We start from the raw sequence: 24,912 nt of genomic DNA, 5'->3' as shown, positions 1-24,912 counted from the left end.
TGGCGCAATCGGCCCCTGAAGGCGCGACGCAGACACATCGGCGTTTTTCGCTCAATAGCGGGCAGCGATAAGCCAGACGTCGATTAATTTCGATAGGTAACAAAAAGGTGTTACCAACATAAGTTGGTAACACCTTTTCGAACATGGCATGCGCCCCTGGAACGGGGCGCGGCGGGTGTGTTACGCGAGGCTTTTGCTGACCACTTCGTATACATCGCTGGACAGCTCGCCGGACGCCAGGATGCGCTCCAGTTCAGCCTTCATCAGCGCCTGGCGCGCCGCCGCGTACTTGCGCCAGCGGGTCAGCGGCGTCAGCAGGCGCGAAGCGATCTGCGGGTTGAGCGCGTTGAGGGTGATGATCTGGTCGGCCAGGAAGCGGTAGCCGGCGCCGTCCGCGCGATGGAAGTTCACCGCGTTCTGGTTGGCGAAGGCGCCGATCAGCGCGCGGATCTTGTTCGGGTTCTTCAGGGTGAAGGCCGGATGGCTCATCAGCGCCTGTACACGCTCCAGCCCGCCCGGCAGGGTGCAGCCGGCCTGGACGCTGAACCACTGGTCCATCACCAGCGGGTCGTCCTTGAAGTAGTCGGCGAACATCGTCAGTGCTTCGGCCTTTTCACTCTCGAAGGAGGAGTTGACCAGCACCGCGAGCGCGGTCAGGCGCTCGGTCATGTTGTCGCAATCCTTGTACTGCTCCTGGCAGGCGGCGAGCACTTCGGCCTTGCCGCTCTGAATGAGGTAGGACAGCGCGATGTTCTGCAGGCTGCGGCGGGCAATGTGCGAGGCCTCGGCAACGTAGGCGGTCTCGCGGGATTGCTTGCGGTTGGCCTGGTAGCGCTCCCACAGCTGCTCGTGCAGCGCCGCGCCGATCTGCTGGCGGGCAAACTCGCGCGCGGCGTGGATCGCTTCGACATCGGCCACTTCGCTGATCTCGGTGAGGTAGGCCTCGCTGGGCAGCGAAAGCATCTCGGCGACCATGGCCTGATCCAGGCCGGTGTCCAGCAGCAGGGTACGGAAGGCGGTGATCAGGCGCTCATCGAGCACCAGCGTCTCGCCACGCTGGTGCTGGCCGATCAGTTCCTGCAGCACCTGCACGGACAGCTGCTGGCCAGCTTCCCAGCGGTTGAAACCATCCTCGTCATGTTGCATGAGGAACATCAGCTGGTCGCGGTTGTACGGGAAGCTCAGCTTCACCGGCGCGGAGAATCCACGCAGCAGCGACGGCAGCGGCTTCTCGGCGAGACCGACGAAAGTGAAGGACTGCTCGGCCTCGGTCACCTGCAGCACACGGTCGCTGCCGTGGGCATGCTCTTCACCCTGCAGGCGCAGCGACAGGGCGTTGCCGAGCTTGTCGATCAGGCCCATCTGCACGGGAATGACGAAGGGCTGCTTCTCGCTCTGCCCCGGCGTGGCCGGGCAGCTCTGGCGGAAGGTCAGGGTGTAGCTCTGCGCGGCAGCGTCGTAGCTCTCCTCGACCGCCAGACGCGGGGTGCCGGACTGGCTGTACCAGCGCTTGAACTGGGTGAGGTCGACGCCGTTGGCGTCCTCCATGGCCTTGACGAAGTCGTCACAGGTCACTGCCTGGCCATCATGGCGTTCGAAATACAGGTCGGTGCCCTTGCGGAAGCCGTCGGCGCCCAACAGGGTGTGGATCATCCGCACCACTTCCGAACCCTTCTCGTAGACGGTCAGGGTGTAGAAGTTGGAAATCTCGATGAAGGAATCAGGGCGCACCGGGTGCGCCATGGGGCCGGCGTCCTCGGCGAACTGGTTGGTGCGCAGGAAGGCTACGTCCTCGACGCGCTTGACGGTGCGCGAGTTCATGTCGGCGGAGAACTCGCTGTCGCGGAACACGGTGAAGCCTTCCTTGAGCGACAGCTGGAACCAGTCGCGGCAGGTCACGCGGTTGCCCGACCAGTTGTGGAAGTACTCATGCGCCACTACGCCTTCGACACGCTGGTGCGCGGCGTCGGTCGCGGTCTCGGCCTTGGCCAGCACGCAGCTGGAGTTGAAGATGTTGAGGCCCTTGTTCTCCATCGCGCCCATGTTGAAGTCGTTGACCGCGACGATCATGAAGATGTCCAGGTCGTACTCGCGGCCGTAGACCTTCTCGTCCCAGCGCATCGAGTTCTTCAGGCTGTCCATGGCGTGCTGGCACTTGTCGATGTTCTCCGGCTCGACATAGATGCGCAGGGTGACTTCGCGCTCGCTCATGGTGGTGAACTGGTCTTCCACGCACCAGAGGTCGCCGGCGACCAGGGCGAACAGGTAGGCCGGCTTCTTGAACGGGTCCTGCCAGGTCGCCCAGTGACGGCCGCCCTCTTCCGAACCGCTGGCCACCGGGTTGCCGTTGGACAGGAGCACCGGGTACTTGTGCTGCTCGGCCGAGAGCGTGGTGGTGAAGCTGCTCATCACGTCCGGGCGATCGAGGTAGTAGGTGATCTTGCGGAAGCCTTCAGCCTCGCACTGGGTGCAGAACATCTTGCCGGACTTGTACAGGCCTTCGAGCGCGGTGTTGCTTTCCGGGTGGATGCGCACGGTGCTGTCGACGGTGAAAGTCTTCGCCGTCGGCTGCAGGGTCAGGTGGTTTTCGTCGAGCTGGTACTGGCCCGCCGCGAGCGGCTGGTCATCCAGCGCCACTGACAGCAGCTCCAGCTGCTGGCCGTCGAGCACCAGCGGCGGCAGGCCGTCGCCACGCTCGGGGTTGCGGCGCATCACCAGCTGGGCGTGGACCAGGGTGTGGTCCTCGTACAGCTCGAAGGTCAGGTTGGTCTCGTCGATCAGGTACTCGGGCGCCTGATAATCCTTGAGGTAGATGACTTTCGGTTGCTCGGTACGCATGGCTTTTGGCCCCTTGGAAGGCGGCAGGCGAATGGGCCGGCCGGAGGAATACTGACTCTAGCGATTGGGAACGGCGCGGGCGAGTCGGGAACGCATCTATCCCTAGATGCGTTCCTCGCGCCGAAAATTCAATGCAGGTCCGATCAGGCGCTGATGGCCAACTGGTACGCGGTGAACTTGCGCACGTTGATCACGCCGGTATCGAAGATCAGGTACTGACCCTTGATACCCTGCAGGGTACCCTCGACCACCGGCGTCTTGTCCAGATCGAAACTGGTGATCTTGGCCAGGTAGGCCTCCACCGGATAGCTGATCTCGATGGGCGCCATGTCGATCACCGGCTGGATCGCCTGCAGGCCGAAGCGCTGCTGCAGGGCGACGATGCCCTCGGCGCAGGCGTCGAAGATCTGCTCGCGGATGGCCACCAGGTCCAGCGGCTCGGCTTCGCCCTTGAGCAGGGCGCGCCAGTTGGTGCGGTCGGTGACCTGGCTGCGCAGCAGGTCCTCGACGAAGCCCGACTGCTGGCGGGTTGCCACGCGCATGATCGGCAGCGCCTGGCGCGCGCCCTGGTCGATCCAGCGGGTCGGCACCTGGGTGGCGCGGGTGATGCCCACCTTGGCTCCCGAGGAGTTGGCCAGGTAGACCACATGATCGGTCATGCAGAAGCGCTCGCCCCACTCCGGCTCGCGGCAGGAACCGTCCTCGAAGTGGCACTTCTCCGGGCTCATGATACAGCTGTCGCATTGCGCCAGCTTGGTGAAGCACGGGTAGCAGTAACCCTGGGCGAAGCTCTTCTTGGTCTTGCGCCCGCAGTGGCTGCAGAAGATTTCGCCCAGGTATTCCAGGCGCACGGTCTCGCCAATCAGCGGGTTCACCGGAATCTGCGCATCGCCCAGGCGGAAGGCATACTGCACGGGGCTTTCCAGGCGCGCCGACATCTTGTCCAGGGCGCCGCGTCCGATCTCTTGCATCAGTGCAGGGAGTTGGAGGAGAAGATCATGTTCGGGATCGGCTCGGCGTGGGAAGCGCATTCCTGCGGGCCCATGTAGCCGGTACGCTGGTCCTCGGGCAGGTTGTCCATCTCCCAGGCAATCATGGCCTGCAGCGACAGCTCCTTCTGTTCCTGGGACAGCTTGCGGCCGTCTGGCCACTTGCCGATTTCCACGGCCAGCTTGAGGCTCTCGTAGATTTCGGGGGTGATGTTCTCGATCATTTCGGCGAAGGACGACATGGGCCGGCTCCTGCAGGGGAAAAACGAAGCCGGCATTCTACCGGCCCGATGGCTTTGACGCACGAACAGAGGTCAGGCGGTCGGTGATTGCTCTTGTGGTGATTGCTCTTGTGTAGGAGCGAGCTTGCTCGCGAACAGGCCCCTGGGATGCTGCGGAGCTAGACGGTTCGCGAGCGAACTCGCTCCTACATAGCCAGAGTCAGGCCGCGCGGCGCCGTGCCAGCAGCCCACCGATCAGGCCACTCAGGCATCCCGCCACCAGCCCACCCACATGTGCGCCGTTGGCGATAGAGCCAAAACCGAGCAGATCAATCACCCCCGACAGGCATACCAGCAGCCAGATCAGCATCATCGCCACCACGCCCTTGGGCAGGTGGTAGGCCGGCGTTGGCGCCACGCGCTGGAAGATCCAGCAGTGGCCGAGCAGACCATAGAGCACACCGGACAACCCGCCGAACAGGCTTGGCCCGCTCACAGCGTACTGCACCAGGTTCGACACCAGGCCAAAGCCCAGGCTCAACCCCAGCAGCAACCATGGGCCCTGGCGATACTCGATGCGCCGGCCCAGCTCCCAGTACCACATGGCATTCATCGCCAGGTGCAGCCAGCCGAAGTGGATCAGCATGGGCGTGAACAGACGCCACCACTGGCCCTGCGCCAGCGAGTCGGACAGCGGATAGAACAGCGCGCGGTCCTCGCCGACCATCTGGAAATTCTGGAAGGTGAACCAGCGCAGCGTCTCCGGCGAAGTCCCCAGCAGGGTGATGGCCGCCACCACAAAGGTCACCAACAGCACCACCGCAGTCATCCGGCTCATCCGCAGTTGCTGGACAAAACCCGGCCCGCGGCGCTGGGGTTCGGCCTGCACGGCGAACTCCGGGTCGCCCTGCGGATAGCGCTGGTAAAGGCTGCGAACCTGCTCGGCCAGTTGAGAGTTGGGCACCCAGAGCACCTGTTCACCGGCCTCTTCGCTGACCCGAAACGGCACGTTCAGCCGTCGCAGCAAGCCAACGAATTCACCCAGATCGACTGCCGCCGGCAACCGCATCGCTTCAATGGCACTCACTCATCGCCCTCCGCACGCTTCACATCCACCCAAACGAACTTGTTGCGGTCCAGCCGCGTTTCCTCGTCCAGCCGATAGGCCGCGAGCTTGCCGTACATCACCGCGCTGTAGTCCAGGCAGGCAAGGTTCGGGCGGATAGGTGCCGGGGTGCCACGCCGCCAGTAGTGGCCGACGAACAACAGTGGTTCGTCGGCGCCGTAGGTCAGCAGGCGGGATTTCTGGTCTTCGCTCAGGCGCTCGCTGGCCACTTCGTCGGGCAACGCGTCGGGCTGGAACACGATGTCGCCGTAGGTCTCCGGCGCGCGGTCCTCTGCCCAGAACTTGGTGCGAAAGAAGGCGCGGGTAAAGCCGTCGCTGCCGGTCAGGGTCAGGCCGTTGGGCAGGCGCATATCCGTGCCGCGCAGCAGGCGGTCGCAGGCCTGCTGGGCGAAGCTGCCCGGCTCGGCGGTGGCCATGAGGAAGGTTTCGTCGATGCGTCCGTCCGGGAACTGCTGGCGCAGCGCCTCGATCACGTCGTGATCCCAGCAGGCGTGGACCATGCGGAAGCGCCCGGCATCGAGGAACAGCGGCATCTCCTGGAACCAGCCGAGAAAGTCGCGCCAGTCCGCCGGGTGGCCTTCGAACTGCTCCAGCGTCTCGCGGATCAGCCGGGCATGGCGCGGCGTGTGCTCGCGCACGTACTGGCGGCCGCTGCCTGGCGCGGCGGGGGTAGACCAGCCCAGGGCATTGAACTCGTGGTTGCCCATGATGCACAGCGCCTCGCCAGCGGCGACCATGTCGTGCACCCGATGCAGCGCCTCGCGGATCCGCGGGCCGCGGTCGATGATGTCGCCGAGGAACAGCGCCTGGCGCCGTGCATGTCGCCACACGCCACCCTGCGATCGATAACCGAGGCGCTCCAGCAGGTGGTCGAGGGTGTGCGCGCAGCCGTGGATATCGCCGATCAGGTCATAGCCGCGAGCGGGGTCGAGTTCCATCACTCGCTGCTCCCGAGGCGGCTGCCCCAGCCCAGCTTGGTCCGGCAGACCTCGTAGTAGTTGTGGTCGATGGGGTGGATCAGGCGCAGCTTCTGCGGCTTCTTGCTCACCGTGACGGTGTCGCCCGGCGCACAGGTGAAGTGGTTCTGGCCGTCACAGGAAACCTGCGGGTAGATCTGCATGTTGGGCGAGACGACGATCTTCAGCTCACTGTTGCCGTCCACCACAATGGGCCGACTGGAGAGCATGTGCGGGTACATCGGCACGACCACGATGGCATCCAGCTTGGGATGCATGATCGGCCCGCCGGCGGAGAGCGCGTAGGCAGTCGAGCCGGTCGGCGTGGCGACGATCAGGCCGTCGGCCTTCTGGCTGCAGACGAACTGACCGTCGATATACAGCTCGAACTCGATCATCCGCGTGGACTTGCCGGGGTGCAGCACCACGTCGTTCAGCGCATCACCCTGGCCGATGGATTCGCCATGGCGGCGCACCAGGGCGTCGAGCAGGAAGCGGCTCTCGACGATGTACTGGCCGCCGAGCACTTCGGCGACCTTGGTCTCCAGCTCGTCGGGGCGGATATCGGTGAGGAAGCCCAGGCTGCCGCGGTTGATCCCCAGTACCGGCACCTTGTGCCGCGCCAGGGCGCGCGCGGCGCCGAGCATGCTGCCGTCGCCGCCAACCACGATCACAAGGTCGCAGATCTCGCCCATGATCTTTCGCGAGCAGGTCTGCAGGCCGTGGCCCGGCAGCACCTCGGCAATGGTGTCCTCGAGGATCACGTGCAGGTGGCGCTCGGTGAGGAATTTCTTCAGCCGACGGATGGTTTCCAGAACCTGGGTGCTGCCCAGGCGGCCGATAATGCCGATATTGCGAAAGGGTTCCATGGGACTCCGGACGGCTTTGCGGTGCTCGAATATCGGAATTATGGGCGAAAGGCGGAAGCAGCGGCAAACCGCAGCGTGGCCGGAACGAGTCTGTAGCGGCTAGGCTTGGGGCATGACCGACTCCACCGCCCTGCTCGACGAGCTGCTGATCGACCTGCGCCAGCCGCAGGTCCGCGACCTCGCCTGGACGCTGCTCTCCCCGCCCCTGCTGCAGCCTGGCAGCCCCGCACTGCGCCACCCGCTGAATGCCAGTCGCTGGTACTCACGGCCCGCACTGCTGGCCGACTGGCTGCGCGACCAGGAACGGTCGCCAGGCGAACTGGTGGCGCAGCTGGAATCCGCGCCGCACCAGCGTCTGGGGCGCTACTACGAGCGCCTCTGGCAATACGCTCTGGAGCGTGCCCCTGACCTGCGCCTGCTGGCGGCGAACCTGCCGGTGCGCGACAACGGCCAGACCCTCGGCGAGCTGGACCTGCTGCTGGAAGACGACGACGGACTGCACCACCTGGAGCTGGCCATCAAGCTCTACCTAGGCCCCAGTGACGACGGCCCCGACTCCTGGCTCGGTCCAGGCGCCGAAGACCATCTGCTGCGCAAGATCGAGCACTTCTACCAGCACCAGTTGCCGCTCTCCTCCACCGCCGAAGGGCTGGCCGTGGTCCGGGAGCACAGCGATGCCGCGCCCTCCGCCAGCCTCTGGCTGGGCGGCTACCTGTTCTACTCCTGGCCCACGCCCTGCCCGCCGCCCGCCGGCGCCAGCGACAACCACCAACGCGGCCGCTGGCTGCACCGACGCGCCTGGCCGGCCTACCAGGCACAGCATCCGCATGGCTGGCAGGCGCTGTCGCGCAAGGGCTGGCTATCCCCAGCCGCCGAGGATGAATGCTGGAGTACGGAGCGCTTCGCCACTTGGCTGGCGGAACTGCCGGAAGACGGCTTCCCGCAAATGCTGGTGCGCATGGAGTTCCGCCAGGGGCGCTGGCGGGAACAGGAGCGCCTGTTCCTGGTGGGTGACCGCTGGCCGCGGGTGCACAGCGGCTATTCCCGCTGAGCGGCCAGCGCCTTCAGTTTCTCGGCCAGAGCCCGGCGCCCCTGCAGGCCCCCGGTGTGGATCGCAACAATACGAGTGCGCCGCGCGATACGTCCGGCGGCGATCTCCTCACGTAGCGCCAGCAGCAACTTGCCGGTATACAACGGCTCCAGCGGCACGCCGCATTCGGCTTCGGCCGCGAGAATGAAGCGTGCCAGCGTCGGGTCGATCCGCGCGAAGCCGCCACGGCTGGCGTCGATCAGGCGGTATCCGCTATCGCTCACACCCGCCTCGCCCAGCAACTCGCGCACCTGTGTTTCGACGCCATGTCCCGGCGGCACCGCCATGGCGCCAACCACCGGATGCGCACCGTCCTCGCCGAGCACCAGACCGGCCAGGGTCGTGCCGGTGCCGCAAGCCACCCAGAGCTGCTGATACTCCTCCCAGCCAAGGGCGCCGAGCTGTTGGCGAACCAGCTCGACCAGTGGCGAGCAACCTTGCGCGCCAAGGAGTCCGCCGCCGCCCTCGCCGACCGCCAGCAACTGGGAATAGCGCTGGCGCCACGGCGCCCAGAAATCCGCATCGTGACGCCGACGATAGCCGCCGTAGCCGAGCCAGTGGAGCCGCATGCCGAGCTGGCGCAGATCAGCCACCGTGGGATTGTCCTGCTCGTCCCCGCGCAACAACCCGACGGTCTCGAAGCCGAACCGCGCGCCGGCCGCCGCTACCGCATGCAGATGATTGGAATGGGCGCCGCCCAAGGTCATCACACCGCCCAAACCGAGGTCGGCGGCCTGCTGGAGGTAGGGCGCGAGCTTGAACCACTTGTTGCCGGAGACCAGCGAATCCACCAGGTCCAGGCGCAACAACGCCAGCTCGACGCCGGCGCGGTCGAGCCAATGCAGGTGGACGCGTTGCAGGGGAGCTTCGGGGCGCCAGTCGGGAAACCGCAAGGCGCCCCGGTCAGCCTGTGGTGACGCTGCGCAGTCGGCCGGCGGTCTTGTGTCGGGAGCAGCAGTTGCTGTCGCCTTCGACAAAGCGGCCGGGGGTTTCCACGCGATCGATGGGCATGGCGCAGCGCTCGCCGTTGGACAGTCGTCCTTCACAGGCGGGTTGCTGGTAATGGGCGAGCCAGCTGCGGTACTGGTCTTCGGCAACGAAGCACTTGGCCGCAGCATAAGCCATGGGGTTTTCCTGGTAACGGGCGACATCCTGCAGCGACAGGGTCAGATGACCGGCGCCGGGATGGTACACCACGAAGATCACCCCCAGGCCAGCCAGACGCTCCAGCACCGAGCCATCGGCCGCCTTGGTCGACAGCGCATCCAGCTCCAGGCGCAGCCCCTCGGCACCCTGCTGAAGTTGCGCGGCGACTTCGCGCAACTGAGTGGTTTCCTCGCGCAGTTGCTCAGCTTCCTTGCGCAGTTGCTGATTCTCCAGCTGCAGTTGCTGATCCAGCTCGTTGCGATAACCCAGCTCGACATCGCGGACGGAAATCTGCTCCTTGTAGCGAGCCTCCAGGCTGGCCATACGGGTGCGTGACTCTTCCTCGATCTGTTGGCGCAACTGCTCCAGCTCGTCGCGGCCGCTCTGTTCGATATGGCGCAGTTGCGCGGTCAGTTCCTCGCGCCCGCGCTGGAAGCCATTGGCCTGACCATCCAGTTCACGGCGCAGGCCGGCATTGATTTCTTCCTCGCGCTTGATGCCTTCGCGCAGCGCGGCCAGTTCGGCCTGCAGCACCTTGACCTGCTCCTGCGCACCGAGCTTCAGGCGGCTGAGCTCCTGCTCGTGCTGCTGGCTGACCTGCGACAGGCGGGCGTCATGCTGACCGAGCAACTCAGCAGTCTTCTGCTGGTGCTCCTCGAGCATCGCGCGGGCCAGCTTCTCGGCCTCTTCGCGGGACTCTTCAGCGGGCGCATACCACTGGTGCTCGTCAGCCATCTGCAGGCGCGCCAGCTCCACGGCGGCCGGTTCTTCCTCCACCAGCACGCCAAGGTTGTTGCGCTTGATCGATTCCCGCAGTTGCACCAGATGGTTCTGGCTGGCGTCCAGGGTCGGGTCCCACAAATGCATCTGATGCCAGGACACCGGGCACTGGCTGCGGCAAGCGAGGCGAATGGGACCGGCGCCCATATCAGGCCCGCGGCCGGCGCGATCGGCCAGGTTGCGCAGTGGCAGGTTCCAGCCGCGGTCAGCCTCGCCCTTCTCGTCGAAGTCCAGGTAGAAGAACACCACCGCCTTGACCAGCAGGCGCGGGTTGATCAGCACATAGGCGAGCTGCATCTGCTGATCGGCGTATTCCGGCATCTGCACGACGTTGTCGAGCAGCGCCTCGAATTCGGGGTAGAGCATTTCCCTGCAGACGCCACGGTCATTGAAGAAGACCACGGCTTCCACCATTTGAGGCTTCTTCTGCATGCTCATCGATTGACCTCTGGGCTCGTGCGGGAGGAAGTCTGGAAAAAGGGTCTGTCAGAATTGCAGCACCCAGATGGCGGGAAAATCCCGACATCCGAGCAAGTCTAGGGGAATTAATGTCGCAGGCAATGTGACTCGGTTGGCACCCGCCCCGGCGGTCAGGCCGGGCGGTTAACTGGCTGGATAATTCTGTGACGCGGTTGGATTTTCGAAAGGATATCCGGGCCCGGAAGGGAACTTTTCCGGGCCCGGTTTTGAGACCTGAATCTGAGCCGGCTCAGGTCTCAAGCACTTCAGATTTCGGCAGCGAGGCGCGAGCCCTGGTTGATGGCGCGCTTGGCGTCCAGCTCGGCAGCCACGTCGGCGCCACCGATCAGGTGCACACTCTGGCCGGCAGCGACCAGGCCGTCATGCAGCTCGCGCAGCGGGTCCTGGCCGGCGCAGACGACCACGGTATCCACCGGCAGCACCTGCGGCTCGCCGCCGGCGATGCTGATGTGCAGGCCGTCGTTGTCGACCTTGAGGTATTCGACGCTGTTGAGCATCTGAACCTGCTTGTTCTTCAGGCCGGTGCGGTGGATCCAGCCGGTGGTCTTGCCCAGGCCGTCGCCGACCTTGGACTTCTTGCGCTGCAGCAGGAATACCTGGCGCGCCGCGGCGTGCGGATGAGCCTGGATGCCAGCGATGCCACCACGGGCTTCCAGGTTCTCGTCGATGCCCCACTCCTGCCAGAAGGCATGGCGGTCCAGGCTGGTGGATTCGCCGGCATGGGTGATGTATTCGGAAACGTCGAAGCCAATCCCGCCGGCGCCGATCACGGCGGCAGACTTGCCGACCGGCTTGCGCTCGAGGATGGCGTCCAGGTAGCTGATCACCTTGGCGTTCTCGATACCCGGGATCGCTGGAGTGCGCGGCACGATGCCGGTCGCCAGGATGATCTCGTCGAAGCCGCCCTTGACCAGGTCATCGACACTGACGCGGGTGTTCAGGCGCAGGGCGACGCCGGTGGTTTCCACCTTGCGCTTGAAGTAGCGCAGGGTCTCGTAGAACTCTTCCTTGCCCGGCACGCGCTTGGCAACGTTGAACTGCCCACCGATCTCGCTGGCGGCGTCAAACAGCGTCACTTCATGGCCGCGCTCGGCCGCCACGGTGGCAGCGGACAGCCCGGCGGGGCCGGCGCCAACCACGGCGATCTTCTTCACGTGGGTGGTCGGGATGTAATTCAGCTCAGTCTCATGGCAGGCGCGCGGGTTCACCAGGCAGCTGGTCAGCTTGCCGCCGAAGGTGTGGTCCAGGCAGGCCTGGTTGCAGCCGATGCAGGTGTTGATCTCGTCCGCGCGGCCTTCGGCAGCCTTGTTGACGAAGTCCGGGTCGGCAAGGAACGGGCGGGCCATGGAGACCATATCGGCGTCGCCTTCGGCCAGCACCTGCTCGGCCACTTCCGGAGTATTGATGCGGTTGGTGGTGACCAGCGGGATGCCGATCTCGCCACGCAGCTTCGCGGTGACCTTGGTGAAGGCCGCGCGCGGCACCTTGGTGGCGATGGTCGGGATACGCGCCTCGTGCCAGCCGATGCCGGTGTTGATGATGGTGGCGCCGGCCTTTTCGATGGCCTTGGCCAGCAGGACGATCTCGTCCCAGGTGCTGCCGCCTTCCACCAGGTCGAGCATCGACAGGCGATAGATGATGATGAAGTTCGGGCCCACGGCCTCGCGTACGCGGCGGACGATTTCCACCGGCAGGCGCATGCGGTTCTCGTAGCTGCCACCCCAGCGATCGGTGCGGTGGTTGGTGTGGGCGGCGAGGAACTGGTTGATGAAGTAGCCTTCAGAACCCATGATCTCGACGCCGTCGTAGCCGGCCACCTGGGCCAGGCTCGAGCAATTGACGAAATCGGCGATCTGCTTCTCGATGCCCTCTTCATCCAGTTCGCGTGGCTTGAACGGGTTGATCGGCGCCTGGATAGCGCTGGGCGCGACGGACTTGGGGCTATAGGCGTAACGGCCGGCGTGGAGAATCTGCATGCAGATCTTGCCGCCCGCCTCGTGCACCGCCTGGGTGACGATCTTGTGCTTCTCGGCTTCTTCGGCGGTGCTCAGCTTGGCCGCGCCGGAATAAACGCCACCCTCCTCGTTCGGGCCGATGCCGCCGGTGACCATCAGGCCGACGCCGCCACGGGCGCGCTCGGCAAAGTACGCCGCCATGCGCTCGAAGCCCTGGGGCTTCTCTTCCAGGCCGGTGTGCATGGAGCCCATCAGGGTGCGGTTGCGCAGGGTGGTGAAACCCAGGTCCAGCGGCGCAAGCAGGTGCGGATAAGTGGCGGTCATGATTCCTCCGGCATTCACGGTGATGCCGCGCCCTCAGCCTGCGGAACGGCAAGGCATGGAGCACGGTCGGTATGGGGCAGACTCTAAGGAGCGCACACCGGTCGCTCAATGATCGAAAATGACAAGTTACTGACCAAAGATGACACCCCGTCTTGGCAACGCCCGGCCCAACCCCTACCCTGTGGTGCATCCCATGAGTACCCGTCTTTTATGCGCAAGCTGATCTTCCTCGTCCTGGTGATTCTCTTCGCCGGTTATGCCGGCTGGGCGGAGCGTCGCCCGGTGGGCCATTACCTGTCCGACCTGCGTAGCCAGGTGGCGCTCAACCAGGGCCAGCCGTCCGAGCGCGGCAACCTGCTGGGTGTACAGCCGGAGCTGTTCACCCAGGACTACCAGAGCGTCGAGCGCCTGCACCTGAAGTTCCATGCTTACCTGGCCAAAGCCCGCGACGAAGGGCTGATCAACCCGCGCACCGTGGTGGTCTTTCCCGAGCACGTCGGCACCTGGCTGGTGGCCGCCGGTGAGAAGCCCGAGGTCTACCAGACCGAGCACATGGCCGAGGCCATGGAGTGGATGGCTGCCAGCAACCCGCTGAAACTGGCGCGCGGCTGGCTCGGCGCCAAGGGCGAGGACCGCATGGCCGACGCCCTGTTCCGCATGAAGGCGGTGGACATGGCCCACGACTACCAGACGCTGTTCGGCGGACTGGCAAAGGAATTTGGCGTGACCATCGTCGCCGGCTCCATCGTGTTGCCCAATCCGCGCATCGTTGAAGGCCAGATTCGCACCGGCAACGGCCGCCTCTACAACGTCAGCCAGGTCTTCGGCAGCGACGGCCTGCCGCTGGGCAAGCCGCAGCGCAAGCTGTTCCCCATCGACGACGAGAAAGGCTTCACCCGCGGCGGCGACGCCGACGACCTGCAGGTGCTGCAGACCCCGGCCGGACGTCTGGGCGTGCTGGTCTGCGCCGACAGTTGGTACCCAGCGAGTTACAGCGCGCTGGCCGCGAACAAGCCTGACATCATTGCCGTGCCGGCTTTCCTCACCGGCAACGGCAACTGGAGCAAGCCGTGGAAGGGCTACAACGGCAGCGCGACGCCCAACGACGTGACCCTCAAACCCGGTGAACTCACGGAAGGCGAAGCCTGGGAGCGCCTGGCCCTGGCCGGCCGCCTCGGCGAAAGCGGCGCCCATGCTGGCATCACCGTGTTCCTCCGTGGCCATCTCTGGGATCTGGGCAGCGATGGCCGCAGCCTGGTCGTCAGCGGTAGCAACCATACCCTGGCGCCCGAAGGACCCGGCGCACGCCTGATCAACCTCTGGCTATGACCCGCCCGAGCATGCGCCTCGGCGACCTTTCGGTGGGCTTCGTCCACAGTCTCGCCGACGCCCTGGCAGAAAGCGGCGTCGCCCCCCAACCCCTGCTCCAGCAATACGGTCTGGACGCGGCGCGCCTGGGCGAGCCCGGCGCACGGTTGTCGATCCCCCGCTACATGCGTTTGGGCCACGCGGCCATCCAGCAGAGCGGCGACCCCGCCCTGGGCCTGCGCATGGGTCAGTTGAGCCGACCGAGCCAGAGTGGCCTGGCCGGCGTCACGGCAGCCCAGGCACCCAACCTGCGCGCCGCCGCCCGCGCGCTGATTCGCTTCGAACCGCTCTATGCGCAGAACTATCGCGGCCAGAGCAGCTTCATCGAGGACGCCAGCGGCGCCTGGCTGCGCTTCTACTCCATCAGCCCGTACAACACCTACAACCGCTTCGTGGTGGATTCGGTGCTGGCTGGCTGGGTGAGCATGCTCGGCAGCATCGGCGCGCAGCCGCTGCGCCCGGAGAAGATCGAGATCGAGTATCCGGCGCCGGCCTGGGCATCGCGCTTCGAAGAGATGCTGGGTTGCCCGGTGGAGTTCGGTGCGGCGCACAACCAGTTGCGCCTGGACCAGTCGACCCTGGCTCGCGGCAACCCGGACCACTGCCCGAGCACCTGGCGGCAACTGCTTGATATCTGCGAGAAGGAACTGGAGCAGTTGACCCGCACCCGCAGCCTGCGCGAGCGCGTCGCCCAGCTGCTGGGCCCGATGCTCAACGGTCGCGAACCGGACCTGGAGGAAGTGGCCGCACGGCTCAAGCTGCCAACCTGGACGTTACGTCGCAAGTTGGCCGAGGAAGGCACGCAGTTCCGCAGCATCCTCAACGACACCCGCCGCGACCTGGCGATGATCTACATCCGCGACACCGACCTGGCCTTCGGCGAAATCGCCTACCTGCTTGGTTTCGCCTCGGCGGAAGCCTTCCAGCGCGCCTTCAAGCGCTGGAGCGGGCAGACACCGGGGGAATTCCGCCGCGCCCAGCGCCACAGCGCCTGATCACATCTCCGTGGCGTCGTCGGCCGGCTCCGGCAGATCCTGTTCCACGGCATGCAGCTCCAGCAGTTCTTCCTGATAGTCATCCATTGGCTTTTCTCCTGACCGTTCGATCCGGTTTTAGCAAAGACCACGGGAAAAAAGCTAGACGGCAAAGGTGAACGACCTGTGACAGCGTCTTTCAGAGCGACGACAGGAGTTTTCGGACGGAAACGAAAAAGCCCTCAGGTATTGCTACCTGAGGGCTTTCGAATATGGCGCAGCGGACGGGACTCGAACCCGCGACCCCCGGCGTGACAGGCCGGTATTCTAACCGACTGAACTACCGCTGCGTGTCGGTTGGACTTTCGTCCGGTAAAGCAACCTCCTTGCGCCTGGAGTGAATCACTCAACAAGCTGGTTCGGGGTAGGAACCAAGGAGGGGGAAAATGGCGCAGCGGACGGGACTCGAACCCGCGACCCCCGGCGTGACAGGCCGGTATTCTAACCGACTGAACTACCGCTGCGCGTAACTTGCGAGAGTGGTGGGTGATGACGGGATCGAACCGCCGACCCTCTGCTTGTAAGGCAGATGCTCTCCCAGCTGAGCTAATCACCCTTCGTCTCGAAGTGGGGCGCATTCTACAGCCGGCAGAACCTAAGTCAATGCCCTGATTGAACTTTTTTTTATTTGGCGCGAAAAAAGTTCGGCGCGCCGGTATCGACCAGGGTGCGGACCCGGGTTCGCGAGCGAGCTCGCTCCTACAGGGTCAGCCTATGCCCGCTCTTGTAGGAGCGAGCTTGCTCGCGAACAGCCCAAGTGCAGAACCCCAAAAAGAAAAGGGCGACCCTCGGGCCGCCCTCCTCTGCCACACCCGACTCTCAGTCGAGGTAGATCATCTTGCGCGTCATGCCGCCATCGATCACCAGCTCCTGCCCGGTGACGAAGCCGGTACTCTCACCAACCAGCCAGGCCACCGCTGAAGCGACGTCCTCCACCGTGCCGACGCGGCCGACCAGATGCTGGTCATGGTCCAGTTCGGTCAGCGGTTCGGCCTCGCGCTCGCGCAGGTCGCGGGCGTCGATCCAGCCAGGGGAAATCGCATTGACGCGAATATCCGGACCCAGGCTGCTGGCCAGGGCGTGGGTCAGCGACAGCAGCCCGCCCTTGCTCGCCGCGTAGGCTTCGGAGTTCGGCTCGGACTGATGCGCCCGGGTGGAGGCGATGTTGACGATGGCACCGCCGTGCGCGCGCAGGTACGGCGCACAGTGCTTGGCCAGCAGCATCGGACCGGTGAGGTTCACCGCCAGGGTGCGGTTCCACTCGTTCAGACCCAGGCTTTCCAGCGCGGTGTTGTGCGGCCGGGCGATGGCGGCATTGCTCACCAACGCATCCAGGCGGCCGAACTGACCGATCAGCTCGGCCACAGCCGCAGCGACCTGCCCTTCGCTAGCCACGTCCACCGCGATAAAGCTGGCACGCTCGCCCAACGCCGCCGCCACCTTCGGGCCGCGCTCACGATCGATGTCCGCCAGCACCACCTGCCAGCCCTCGGCCACCAGCCAGGCAGCGACACCCAGGCCGATGCCATGTGCTGCACCGGTGACCAGCACTACCCGGCCGTTGCCCAGGGCGTCCATCACGCTCACAGTGCCGCCAGGCCCCGCGCCAGGTCGGCCTTGATGTCGTCGACATCTTCCAGGCCCACGGCGACACGGATCAGGTTGTCACGGATACCGGCGTTCTCGCGCTCGGCCGGCGACAGTCGACCGTGGGAGGTAGTGGCCGGATGGGCGATGGTGGTCTTGGTGTCACCCAGGTTGGTGGTGATGGAGATCATCCGGGTGGCGTCGATGCAGCGCCACGCCGCGTCCTTTCCGCCCTTCACCTCGAAGCTCACCACCGCGCCGAAGCCCTTCTGCTGACGCTTGGCCAGCTCGTGCTGCGGGTGGCTGGCAAGGCCCGCGTAGTACACGCGCTCCACACCCGGCTGCTGCTCCAGCCACTGCGCAACCTGCTGGGCCGAGGCGCTGTGGGCCTGCATGCGCACGCGCAGGGTTTCCAGGCCTTTGATGAATATCCAGGCGTTGAACGGGCTGAGCGTCGGGCCGGCGGTACGCAGGAAGCCGACAACGGGCTCCATCTGCGCGCGGCGACCGGCAACCACGCCCCCCATGGTACGGCCCTGGCCGTCGATGTACTTGGTCGCGGAGTGGATCACCACGTCAGCGCCGAGCTTCAGCGGCTGCTGCAGCGCGGGGGTGCAGAAGCAGTTATCCACCGCCAGCAGCGCACCCTTGGCATGGGCGATCTCCGCCAGTGCGGCGATATCGACCAGCTCGGCCAGCGGATTGGACGGCGATTCGACGAAGAACAGCTTGGTGTTCGGCTTGCAGGCCGCTTCCCAGGCTTTCAGGTCACTCAGCGGTGGGTAGTCCACCTCGATGCCGAAGCGCTTGAAGTACTTCTCGAACAGGCTGATGGTCGAGCCGAATACGCTGCGCGAGACCAGTACGTGGTCACCGGCGCTGCACAGGCTCATTACCAGGGAGAGGATCGCCGACATGCCAGTGGACGTGGCCACTGCCTGCTCGGCGCCTTCCAGCGCGGCGATGCGCTCCTCGAAAGTGCGCACCGTGGGGTTGGTGTAGCGCGAGTAGACGTTGCCCGGCACTTCACCGGCGAAGCGCGCGGCTGCGTCGGCGGCACTGCGGAACACATAGCTGGAGGTGGTGAACAGGCCCTCGCCGTGTTCGCCCTCCGGGGTGCGGCGTTGCCCGGCGCGTACCGCGAGGGTGTCGAAACCGACGCCCTCCAGGTCGCTGTCCAGCCGGCCGGCTTCCCAATCCTGAGCCATGCCCTGCTCTCCCTATTCGTTTCTAAATCAGTCGTTGTAGAGATCGATGATGGCGCTGACGGCGGCGCCCTTGGTCTTGGTCGCGTCGTTGCGCGCCTGCTCGATCTTGTTCAGATAGGCTTCATCGACGTCGCCGGTGACGTATTCACCGTTGAACACGGCGCAGTCGAAGTGTTCGATCTTGATCTTGCCGCCCTCGGTGGATTCGATCAGGTCCTGCAGGTCCTGATACACCAGCCAGTCGGCACCGATCAGCTCGCCGACTTCCTCGGTGCTGCGGTTGTGCGCGATAAGCTCATGGGCGCTCGGCATGTCGATGCCGTAGACGTTGGGGTAGCGCACCGCCGGGGCGGCGGAGCAGAAGTAGACGTTCTTCGCGCCGGCCTCGCGGGCCATCTGGATGATCTGCTTGCAGGTGGTGCCGCGAACGATGGAGTCGTCCACCAGCATCACGTTCTTGCCGCGGAATTCCAGCTCGATGGCGTTGAGCTTCTGGCGTACCGATTTCTTGCGCGCGGCCTGGCCGGGCATGATGAAGGTACGGCCAATGTAGCGGTTCTTCACGAAACCTTCTCGGAATTTAACGCCCAGGCGGTTGGCCAGTTCCAGGGCCGCGGTACGGCTGGTGTCCGGGATCGGGATAACCACGTCGATGTCGTGATCCGGACGCTCGCGCAGGATCTTGTCAGCCAGCTTCTCGCCCATGCGCAGACGCGCCTTGTAGACCGAGATGCCGTCGATGATGGAGTCCGGGCGGGCGAGGTAGACGTGCTCGAAAATGCACGGCGAGTACTGCGGATTGGCTGCGCACTGACGGGTGTAGAGCTTGCCGTCTTCGGTGATGTACACCGCTTCGCCCGGAGCCAGGTCGCGGATCAGGGTGAAGCCGAGGACGTCCAGGGCAACGCTTTCCGAAGCAATCATGTACTCCACGCCATTTTCGGTGTGACGCTGACCGAAGACGATCGGGCGGATCGCATGGGGATCGCGGAAGCCGACGATACCGTAGCCGGTGATCATCGCCACCACGGCGTAGCCGCCCACGCAACGGGCATGCACGCCGGCCACGGCGGCGAACACGTCTTCCTCGGTGGGCTGCAGCTTGTTGCGCACTGCCAGCTCATGGGCGAACACGTTGAGCAGCACTTCCGAGTCGGAATTGGTGTTCACGTGGCGCAGGTCGGATTCGTAGATTTCCTTGGCCAGTTGCTCGACGTTGGTCAGGTTGCCGTTGTGCGCCAGGGTGATGCCGTACGGCGAGTTGACGTAGAACGGCTGCGCCTCGGCGGAGCTGGAGCTGCCCGCAGTCGGGTAGCGCACGTGACCGATGCCGATCTTGCCGACCAGGCGCTGCATGTGGCGCTGCTGGAAGACGTCACGGACCAGGCCGTTGTCCTTGCGCAGGTACAGACGGTCGTCCTGACAGGTGACAATCCCCGCAGCGTCCTGGCCACGATGCTGGAGAACGGTGAGCGCGTCATAGAGCGCCTGATTGACGTTCGACTTGCCCACGATACCGACGATGCCACACATGCGACGCAACCCCTAGTTGGTGTTCAGGCTAAAACAATTCCATATTCGGCAGTATCCACCGGACCTGCCGTTGCGGCGACGGCTTCCCGTCGCCTGTGCCTGCCCGTCACTGGGCCGGCAGCAAAGACCCCACTCCGGATGGCGGAGTGATGGTCACGCCGGACATCCAATGCCCGGCAAAAGTCAGGATGAAATTCTTCGACCAGTCAGCAACCATCAGGAAATGCGGCATCAGCACCGATTGCTGCCACCACGGATCCTGTTGCACCGGAGCCAGGCTCAGCAGGCCGACCAGCAAAACCACCAGCAGCACGCCACGGGCGCCGCCGAACACCATACCCAGCACACGGTCGGTGCCGGACATGCCGGTCACTCGGACCAACTCGCTGATGAGGAAATTGACGAGTGCGCCCAGCAGCAGCGTGACGACGAAAAGAAGAGCGCAAGCGGCGATGACACGCCCCGAGGGCAGCTGAATGTAGGGTGCGAGATGCTCAGCCAGGGCGCCGCCGAACATCCAGGCGACCGCACCGGCTACGATCCAGGTGACCAGCGACAGGGCTTCCTTGACGAAACCACGGCTCAAGCTGATCAGGCTGGAAATGACGATGATGCCGATCATCGTCCAATCGACCCAGGTAAATGCCACGTTGCGGCCCAGAAACGGAAAGGCCCCGCATTTTAGCAGAGGCCTTCGATTTAGAAGAGCCCCAGTTTGACATGGGGCCGATTGAGAGAAGCTAACGAACGAACTCAGCCGCGCTCAGGCTGGAATCGCACCACGAAACCATTGAGCTTTTGCTGCTTGCCGAGCTGGTCACGCAGGCGATCCGCTTCCGCGCGCTCGACCACCGGGCCGACGAACACCCGATTCATGCCGTCGAAACTGCGCACATAAGCGTTGTAGCCCTGGCTGCGCAGGGACTTCTGCAGTTCATCAGCGCGGGCACGGTTGGACAGGCTGGCCAATTGCACCGACCAGCTCACCGGCAGGTTATTGCTGTCCAGGCGCTGGGCCGGCTGTTGCGCCGGCGCGGCCGGAGCGGCACTGGCCTGAGCAGGCTGCTGAGCGGGCGCAGCAGGCTTGGGCGCAGCTGGCTGCGGGGCCGGAGCCTTGGGCTGAGCGGGCTGGGACTGCTGGGCTGGCAAGCTGGCGATCGGCGCGGAAGGCGCCTGCGCAGCCGCCGTCTCGGCAGGCGGCGCACCATTGTCGACATCCTCGGCCTGCGGCTCGGGGACTTCGGTGGGTTGCACTTCGACGGTGGGCATGGCCGGCGGCTTGGGCATCACCGGCGCCTCGACCACCACCTGGCGTACATCATCCTCGCGGGAGAACAGCATCGGCAGGAAGATCACCGCCAGCGCCAGCAGCACCAGCGCTCCGACTACCCGCTGCTTGAGCCCCTTATCGAGCAACGCCATGCAACAACTCCCCTTAGGTCTACCTTATTGAGCAGCCTTGGCGAGCCACTCCAGGGCATCCGCCACGCTGTAGAACGATCCGAACACCAGAATCTCGTCATCGGTGCTCGCTGCATCGCATTGCGCTACCAACGCCGCGGCGATATCGCCATGGCAACTGACCTGCGCCCCGCGAGCCTGCAATGCCGCCTCCAGCTCTCCAGCGGGACGGCTGCGGCCGGTGGGCAGTGGCGCGACGGCCCAATCCTGCACCAAGCCGAGCACGGGTTCCAGTACGCCGTCGAGATCCTTGTCCGCCAGCAAACCGAACACTGCATGGCGCACACCCTTGGGTGGCGCCGCACGCAGGCGACTGGCCAGGTATTGCGATGCGTGTGGATTATGCCCGACGTCGAGCAGCAAGTGGCGCTCTTCGCCGTGCCATTGCACGGTGCGGCGATCCAGGCGCCCGGTAACGCGGGTGCGCAGCAGCGCAGCGATCAACTGCTCAGGCTGCCACGGCAGGTCCAACAAGGCGTAGACCTGTAAAGCCAGCGCAGCGTTCTCCATCGGCAGATCGAGCAGCGGCAGGTTGTGCAGGCTCAGCGCCTCGCCCGTGGCGGAACGGCCGCGCCAGTGCCAATCGCCCTCGCCCATCGCCAGATCGAAATCGCGACCGCGCAGAACCAGCGGTGAACCGAGCTTGCGCGCCTGCTCCATGATCGGCGCCGGCGGCTCCAGGTCGCCACACACGGCAGGCTTTGTGGCGCGGAAGATACCGGCCTTCTCGAAGGCCACGCTTTCGCGGGTATCCCCCAGCCAGTCGGCGTGATCGATGCCGATGCTGGTGACCACAGCGACGTCCGAGTCGACCAGGTTGACCGCATCCAGGCGGCCGCCCAGGCCGACTTCCAGCACCACGGCATCAAGGTTGGCGCGCTCGAACAGCCAGAAGGCCGCGAGCGTGCCCATCTCGAAGTACGTCAGGGAGATTTCGCCACGGGCCGCCTCGACGGCGGCGAAGGCTTCGCAGAGCGCCTCATCGCTGGCCTCGATGCCATCGATGAGCACGCGCTCGTTGTAGCGCAGCAGGTGCGGCGAGCTGTAGACACCGACGCGCTGCCCCTGCTCACCGAGCATGGCAGCGAGGAAGGCGCAGGTGGAACCCTTGCCGTTGGTGCCGGTGACGGTCACCACGCGGGGCGCGGGGCGCCCCAGGCCAAGCCGGCCAGCTACTTCACGGGAGCGATCCAGCCCCATGTCGATTGCCGTGGGGTGGAGTTGTTCGAGATAGCTGAGCCAGTCGGCAAGGGTACGTTGGGTCATCCTGCGAGCGCGGTACTTGGAGTGTGGGTGAATTTGGCCAGCAGGCTGGCGAGCCGCTGACGCATTTCTGCACGGTGGACGATCATGTCGATGGCGCCGTGCTCCAGCAGGAACTCGCTGCGCTGGAAGCCTTCCGGCAGCTTCTCGCGCACGGTCTGCTCGATCACCCGTGGGCCGGCGAAGCCGATCAGGGCGCGCGGCTCACCGACGATCACATCGCCAAGCATCGCCAGACTCGCGGACACACCGCCGTAGACCGGGTCAGTCAACACGGAGATGAACGGGATACCTTCTTCACGCAGGCGAGCCAGCGCGGCGGAGGTCTTGGCCATCTGCATCAGGGAGATCAGCGCTTCCTGCATGCGCGCGCCACCCGAGGCGGAGAAGCAGATCATCGGGCAACGGTTTTCAAGGGCGTAGTTGGCCGCACGCACGAAGCGCTCGCCAACGATGGAACCCATGGAGCCGCCCATGAAGGAGAACTCGAAGGCACTGACCACGACCGGCATGCCCATCAGCTTGCCGCTCATGGAGATCAGCGCATCCTTCTCGCCGGTGTCTTTCTGCGCGGCGGTCAGGCGATCCTTGTACTTCTTGCTGTCACGGAACTTCAGGCGGTCCACCGGCTCCAGCTCGGCACCCAGTTCCTCGCGACCTTCTTCATCAAGGAAGATATCGATACGCGCGCGGGCGCCGATACGCATGTGGTGATCGCACTTGGGGCAGACGTCGAGGGTCTTTTCCAGCTCCGGGCGGTACAGCACCGCCTCGCAGGACGGGCACTTGTGCCACAGGCCTTCCGGTACCGAGCTCTTCTTTGCCTCGGAACGCATGATGGAAGGGATCAGCTTGTCTACCAGCCAGTTGCTCATGCTCTCGTCTCCAGTGCAGGGGCTCAGCGCGGTGGGCTGCGCAGGCTCCTGAGCAAATTCATCGTCGCGGTTCCGACCTCAAGGATGGAACCCCTCGCAAACAAAGGCGCCGCCTGGGGCGTCACCACGGATACAGCACTCGATGCGGGGCGTCGGTGGGCAGGTCTTCCTGCTGCGACTCCCAGCGCTACCCGCAGGCAGCGACTGGGTAGTGGACGGCGGCAGGCCGCTCGTCGTCACATGAAGATTCCGCGTCACGCCACCGAACGACATTGCGCGATGAAATCGCGGATCTTCTGCGCATCCTTGATGCCCTTGCTCGCCTCCACTCCGCCGCTCACATCCACGGCGTACGGACGCACCTGGGCGATTGCATCGGCCACGTTGCCGACCGTGAGCCCGCCAGCCAGGATCAGCGGACGCTGCACATCCTTCGGCACCAGGGACCAGTCGAAAGCCAGCCCGGTTCCACCGGGAACGCCTTCAACGTAGGTATCCAGGAGGAACCCACTGGCCTGCGGATACTTCGCGATCTGCGCCGCCACATCATCACCGGGCTTCACCCGCAGGGCCTTCATGTAGCGCTTGTGCCAGCCGGAGCAGGCCTCGGGCGTCTCGTCGCCATGGAACTGCAGGATGTCCAGCGGCACCGCATCGAGAATTTCGCCCAGCTCGCAGCGACTGGCATCAACGAACAGCCCAACAGTGCTGACGAACGGCGGCAGCGCGGCAACGATGGCCCGCGCCTGCTGGATGCTCACCGCGCGCGGGCTCTTGGCGTAGAACACCAGACCAATGGCGTCGGCACCCGCCTCGGCGGCGGCCAGGGCATCCTCGACTCGGGTAATACCGCAGATTTTGATGCGAACGGCTGACAAGATGCAGCAACCTTCAGGCAAGTGATCGATCGATGGTAGCAAATGACCCCGGCATCGTCAGCCGACGATATCCGGCAAACTTGAAAGGAAATGTGGCCCCAGGTAGCGCTCGGGCAAGACGAATTCCTCGGGGTATTCCACGCTCACCAGGTACAGCCCGTACGGATGCGCGGTAATGCCGCTGGCACGCCGATCGCGCGCGGCCAGCGCTTCGGCCGCCCATTCCACCGGGCGTTCACCGGCGCCGATGGTCATCAGCATCCCGGCAAAGTTGCGCACCATGTGGTGCAGGAACGCGTTGGCACGGACATCCAGCACAATAAAGCGCCCGTGCTCGATCACCTCCAGATGATGCACCGTTTTCACCGCCGACTTGGCCTGGCACTGCACCGCGCGGAACGAGGTGAAGTCGTGGGTACCGACCAGCGCGCGGGCCGCTTCGCGCATGCGCGAGACATCCAGCGGACGGTGGTTCCAGGTGACCTCTTCGGCCATATGCGCCGGGCGTATCTGGTCGTTGTAGATCACGTAGCGATAGCGCCGCGCCATGGCGGTGAAGCGCGCATGGAAATGCGCCGGCATCACCTTGGCCCAGGTCACGCTGATGTCGCCGGGCAGGTTGGCATTGGTGCCCATGACCCAGGCGATGAGCGAACGCTCGGCGGTGGTGTCGAAATGCACCACCTGCCCGCTTGCGTGCACCAGCGCATCAGTGCGACCCGCACACATCAGCGAAACCGGGTGATCAGCCACCCGGGACAGAGCTTTTTCCAGCGCGCCCTGCACGGTCGGCACACCATTTTCCTGGCGCTGCCAACCGCGATAACGCGAACCTTTGAATTCGACGCCCAGGGCAATCCTGGAAACGCCAACGGCGGCCGATTCGGCCGCCGCTGAGGGTACTGCTTCAATCATCTATCTGGAGCCTTCC

The 24,912-nt window shown here is 65.0% G+C and carries 21 protein-coding genes and 3 tRNA genes; 3 read left to right on the top strand and 21 right to left on the bottom strand.

Translation table 11 applies throughout. The annotated features are described in order from the left end of the window. Window positions 1-180: 180 nt before the first annotated feature. The 6 genes from pepN to AC2T4A_RS14480 all read right to left on the bottom strand — a co-directional run bounded on the left by pepN (window position 181) and on the right by AC2T4A_RS14480 (window position 6,999). A complete protein-coding gene (pepN, locus tag AC2T4A_RS14505; RefSeq protein ID WP_486743577.1) occupies window positions 181-2,838 on the bottom strand; it encodes an aminopeptidase N in 2,658 nt (885 codons plus the stop codon). A 143-nt stretch (window positions 2,839-2,981) separates the two neighbouring features. Then, window positions 2,982-3,809 (bottom strand): DUF2797 domain-containing protein, encoded by an 828-nt coding sequence (locus AC2T4A_RS14500; protein WP_478377526.1) that lies wholly within the window; start codon window positions 3,807-3,809, stop codon window positions 2,982-2,984. Continuing rightward, window positions 3,809-4,069 (bottom strand): YeaC family protein, encoded by a 261-nt coding sequence (locus tag AC2T4A_RS14495; protein ID WP_138525879.1) that lies wholly within the window; start codon window positions 4,067-4,069, stop codon window positions 3,809-3,811. The genes AC2T4A_RS14500 and AC2T4A_RS14495 overlap by 1 nt, the downstream gene beginning before the upstream one ends. A 199-nt stretch (window positions 4,070-4,268) precedes the next feature. Beyond that, window positions 4,269-5,117, bottom strand: a complete 849-nt coding sequence (locus AC2T4A_RS14490; protein ID WP_486743682.1) for a rhomboid family intramembrane serine protease — start codon at window positions 5,115-5,117, stop codon at window positions 4,269-4,271. A gap of 14 nt (window positions 5,118-5,131) precedes the next feature. Then, window positions 5,132-6,112: a metallophosphoesterase gene (locus AC2T4A_RS14485; RefSeq protein WP_478377524.1), complete on the bottom strand. Its 981-nt coding sequence runs from the start codon at window positions 6,110-6,112 to the stop codon at window positions 5,132-5,134. Next, window positions 6,112-6,999, bottom strand: a complete 888-nt coding sequence (locus AC2T4A_RS14480) for an NAD(+) kinase (RefSeq protein WP_017519352.1) — start codon at window positions 6,997-6,999, stop codon at window positions 6,112-6,114. The genes AC2T4A_RS14485 and AC2T4A_RS14480 overlap by 1 nt, the downstream gene beginning before the upstream one ends. Window positions 7,000-7,111: 112 nt before the next feature. Between AC2T4A_RS14480 and AC2T4A_RS14475 the strand changes: the two genes are divergently transcribed. Beyond that, entirely contained in the window at window positions 7,112-8,050 is a 939-nt protein-coding gene (locus AC2T4A_RS14475; protein ID WP_486743576.1) for a DUF1853 family protein, read from the top strand. Here the strand turns inward: AC2T4A_RS14475 and AC2T4A_RS14470 are convergent. From AC2T4A_RS14470 to AC2T4A_RS14460, 3 genes are all read right to left on the bottom strand, one after another. Beyond that, complete coding sequence (locus AC2T4A_RS14470; RefSeq protein ID WP_486743575.1) at window positions 8,038-8,982, bottom strand: 1-aminocyclopropane-1-carboxylate deaminase/D-cysteine desulfhydrase; 945 nt, start codon at window positions 8,980-8,982, stop codon at window positions 8,038-8,040. The genes AC2T4A_RS14475 and AC2T4A_RS14470 overlap by 13 nt on opposite strands. Window positions 8,983-8,992: 10 nt before the next feature. Beyond that, window positions 8,993-10,453, bottom strand: a complete 1,461-nt coding sequence (locus tag AC2T4A_RS14465) for a chromosome partitioning protein ParA (RefSeq protein ID WP_486743574.1) — start codon at window positions 10,451-10,453, stop codon at window positions 8,993-8,995. A 287-nt stretch (window positions 10,454-10,740) separates the two neighbouring features. After that, complete coding sequence (locus AC2T4A_RS14460; protein ID WP_486743573.1) at window positions 10,741-12,774, bottom strand: oxidoreductase; 2,034 nt, start codon at window positions 12,772-12,774, stop codon at window positions 10,741-10,743. 210 nt (window positions 12,775-12,984) lie between these two features. Between AC2T4A_RS14460 and AC2T4A_RS14455 the strand changes: the two genes are divergently transcribed. Both AC2T4A_RS14455 and AC2T4A_RS14450 read left to right on the top strand, forming a co-directional pair. Continuing rightward, the gene (locus AC2T4A_RS14455) at window positions 12,985-14,103 is read left to right on the top strand and encodes a carbon-nitrogen hydrolase family protein (protein ID WP_478377520.1); all 1,119 of its coding nucleotides are present in this window, start codon (window positions 12,985-12,987) and stop codon (window positions 14,101-14,103) included. Further along, window positions 14,100-15,137 carry an AraC family transcriptional regulator gene (locus AC2T4A_RS14450; protein WP_416745035.1) on the top strand — a complete coding sequence of 346 codons (1,038 nt, stop codon included), beginning with the start codon at window positions 14,100-14,102 and terminating at the stop codon, window positions 15,135-15,137. Before AC2T4A_RS14455 ends, AC2T4A_RS14450 begins: the two co-directional genes overlap by 4 nt. Before the next feature lie 252 nt (window positions 15,138-15,389). On the opposite strand, the gene AC2T4A_RS14445 is transcribed toward AC2T4A_RS14450, so the two are convergent. The 12 genes from AC2T4A_RS14445 to truA form a co-directional block, all read right to left on the bottom strand. Further along, window positions 15,390-15,466: transfer RNA gene (locus tag AC2T4A_RS14445), tRNA-Asp, on the bottom strand. 97 nt (window positions 15,467-15,563) lie between these two features. After that, a tRNA-Asp gene (locus tag AC2T4A_RS14440) sits at window positions 15,564-15,640 on the bottom strand. A gap of 16 nt (window positions 15,641-15,656) precedes the next feature. After that, window positions 15,657-15,732, bottom strand: a tRNA-Val gene (locus AC2T4A_RS14435). 263 nt (window positions 15,733-15,995) lie between these two features. Then, a complete protein-coding gene (locus tag AC2T4A_RS14430) occupies window positions 15,996-16,754 on the bottom strand; it encodes an SDR family oxidoreductase (protein ID WP_486743681.1) in 759 nt (252 codons plus the stop codon). Window positions 16,755-16,759: 5 nt separating this feature from the next. Then, window positions 16,760-17,971 (bottom strand): O-succinylhomoserine sulfhydrylase, encoded by a 1,212-nt coding sequence (locus tag AC2T4A_RS14425; RefSeq protein WP_416745036.1) that lies wholly within the window; start codon window positions 17,969-17,971, stop codon window positions 16,760-16,762. Between the two features lie 27 nt (window positions 17,972-17,998). Next, window positions 17,999-19,504: an amidophosphoribosyltransferase gene (purF, locus tag AC2T4A_RS14420; protein ID WP_416745037.1), complete on the bottom strand. Its 1,506-nt coding sequence runs from the start codon at window positions 19,502-19,504 to the stop codon at window positions 17,999-18,001. Between the two features lie 106 nt (window positions 19,505-19,610). Further along, window positions 19,611-20,153 (bottom strand): CvpA family protein, encoded by a 543-nt coding sequence (locus tag AC2T4A_RS14415; RefSeq protein ID WP_416745038.1) that lies wholly within the window; start codon window positions 20,151-20,153, stop codon window positions 19,611-19,613. 104 nt (window positions 20,154-20,257) lie between these two features. Further along, on the bottom strand, window positions 20,258-20,926 hold the full coding sequence (locus AC2T4A_RS14410) for an SPOR domain-containing protein (RefSeq protein WP_416745039.1): 669 nt from the start codon (window positions 20,924-20,926) through the stop codon (window positions 20,258-20,260). Window positions 20,927-20,950: 24 nt separating this feature from the next. Continuing rightward, a complete protein-coding gene (gene folC / locus AC2T4A_RS14405) occupies window positions 20,951-22,231 on the bottom strand; it encodes a bifunctional tetrahydrofolate synthase/dihydrofolate synthase (RefSeq protein WP_486743572.1) in 1,281 nt (426 codons plus the stop codon). Next, entirely contained in the window at window positions 22,228-23,103 is an 876-nt protein-coding gene (gene accD, locus AC2T4A_RS14400; protein ID WP_478377517.1) for an acetyl-CoA carboxylase, carboxyltransferase subunit beta, read from the bottom strand. The genes folC and accD overlap by 4 nt, the downstream gene beginning before the upstream one ends. A gap of 254 nt (window positions 23,104-23,357) precedes the next feature. Next, window positions 23,358-23,981, bottom strand: a complete 624-nt coding sequence (locus AC2T4A_RS14395) for a phosphoribosylanthranilate isomerase (protein ID WP_416745042.1) — start codon at window positions 23,979-23,981, stop codon at window positions 23,358-23,360. A gap of 57 nt (window positions 23,982-24,038) precedes the next feature. After that, window positions 24,039-24,896, bottom strand: coding sequence for a tRNA pseudouridine(38-40) synthase TruA (gene truA / locus AC2T4A_RS14390; RefSeq protein ID WP_478377515.1), 858 nt, complete (start codon window positions 24,894-24,896; stop codon window positions 24,039-24,041). Window positions 24,897-24,912 lie beyond the last annotated feature (16 nt).

It is taken from the genome of Pseudomonas sp. PVC-3-1, from assembly GCF_057444315.1.
Note: the sequence above shows the minus strand (reverse complement) of the source record. Positions and strands in the feature narration are given on the sequence as shown.

What these genes read in the sequence shown, in the direction of transcription:
- AC2T4A_RS14500 (WP_478377526.1), bottom strand. Translation starts at nt 3,809, where the DNA reads ATGCAAGAGATCGGACGCGGCGCCCTGGACAAGATGTCGGCGCGCCTG.
- folC (WP_486743572.1), bottom strand. Translation starts at nt 22,231, where the DNA reads ATGACCCAACGTACCCTTGCCGACTGGCTCAGCTATCTCGAACAACTC.
- truA (WP_478377515.1), bottom strand. Translation starts at nt 24,896, where the DNA reads ATGATTGAAGCAGTACCCTCAGCGGCGGCCGAATCGGCCGCCGTTGGC.
- AC2T4A_RS14495 (WP_138525879.1), bottom strand. Translation starts at nt 4,069, where the DNA reads ATGTCGTCCTTCGCCGAAATGATCGAGAACATCACCCCCGAAATCTAC.
- AC2T4A_RS14425 (WP_416745036.1), bottom strand. Translation starts at nt 17,971, where the DNA reads ATGGCTCAGGATTGGGAAGCCGGCCGGCTGGACAGCGACCTGGAGGGC.
- AC2T4A_RS14430 (WP_486743681.1), bottom strand. Translation starts at nt 16,754, where the DNA reads ATGGACGCCCTGGGCAACGGCCGGGTAGTGCTGGTCACCGGTGCAGCA.
- AC2T4A_RS14460 (WP_486743573.1), bottom strand. Translation starts at nt 12,774, where the DNA reads ATGACCGCCACTTATCCGCACCTGCTTGCGCCGCTGGACCTGGGTTTC.
- AC2T4A_RS14490 (WP_486743682.1), bottom strand. Translation starts at nt 5,117, where the DNA reads ATGCGGTTGCCGGCGGCAGTCGATCTGGGTGAATTCGTTGGCTTGCTG.
- AC2T4A_RS14450 (WP_416745035.1), top strand. Translation starts at nt 14,100, where the DNA reads ATGACCCGCCCGAGCATGCGCCTCGGCGACCTTTCGGTGGGCTTCGTC.
- AC2T4A_RS14475 (WP_486743576.1), top strand. Translation starts at nt 7,112, where the DNA reads ATGACCGACTCCACCGCCCTGCTCGACGAGCTGCTGATCGACCTGCGC.
- AC2T4A_RS14485 (WP_478377524.1), bottom strand. Translation starts at nt 6,112, where the DNA reads ATGGAACTCGACCCCGCTCGCGGCTATGACCTGATCGGCGATATCCAC.
- AC2T4A_RS14410 (WP_416745039.1), bottom strand. Translation starts at nt 20,926, where the DNA reads ATGGCGTTGCTCGATAAGGGGCTCAAGCAGCGGGTAGTCGGAGCGCTG.
- pepN (WP_486743577.1), bottom strand. Translation starts at nt 2,838, where the DNA reads ATGCGTACCGAGCAACCGAAAGTCATCTACCTCAAGGATTATCAGGCG.
- purF (WP_416745037.1), bottom strand. Translation starts at nt 19,504, where the DNA reads ATGTGTGGCATCGTCGGTATCGTGGGCAAGTCGAACGTCAATCAGGCG.
- AC2T4A_RS14480 (WP_017519352.1), bottom strand. Translation starts at nt 6,999, where the DNA reads ATGGAACCCTTTCGCAATATCGGCATTATCGGCCGCCTGGGCAGCACC.
- accD (WP_478377517.1), bottom strand. Translation starts at nt 23,103, where the DNA reads ATGAGCAACTGGCTGGTAGACAAGCTGATCCCTTCCATCATGCGTTCC.
- AC2T4A_RS14455 (WP_478377520.1), top strand. Translation starts at nt 12,985, where the DNA reads ATGCGCAAGCTGATCTTCCTCGTCCTGGTGATTCTCTTCGCCGGTTAT.
- AC2T4A_RS14465 (WP_486743574.1), bottom strand. Translation starts at nt 10,453, where the DNA reads ATGAGCATGCAGAAGAAGCCTCAAATGGTGGAAGCCGTGGTCTTCTTC.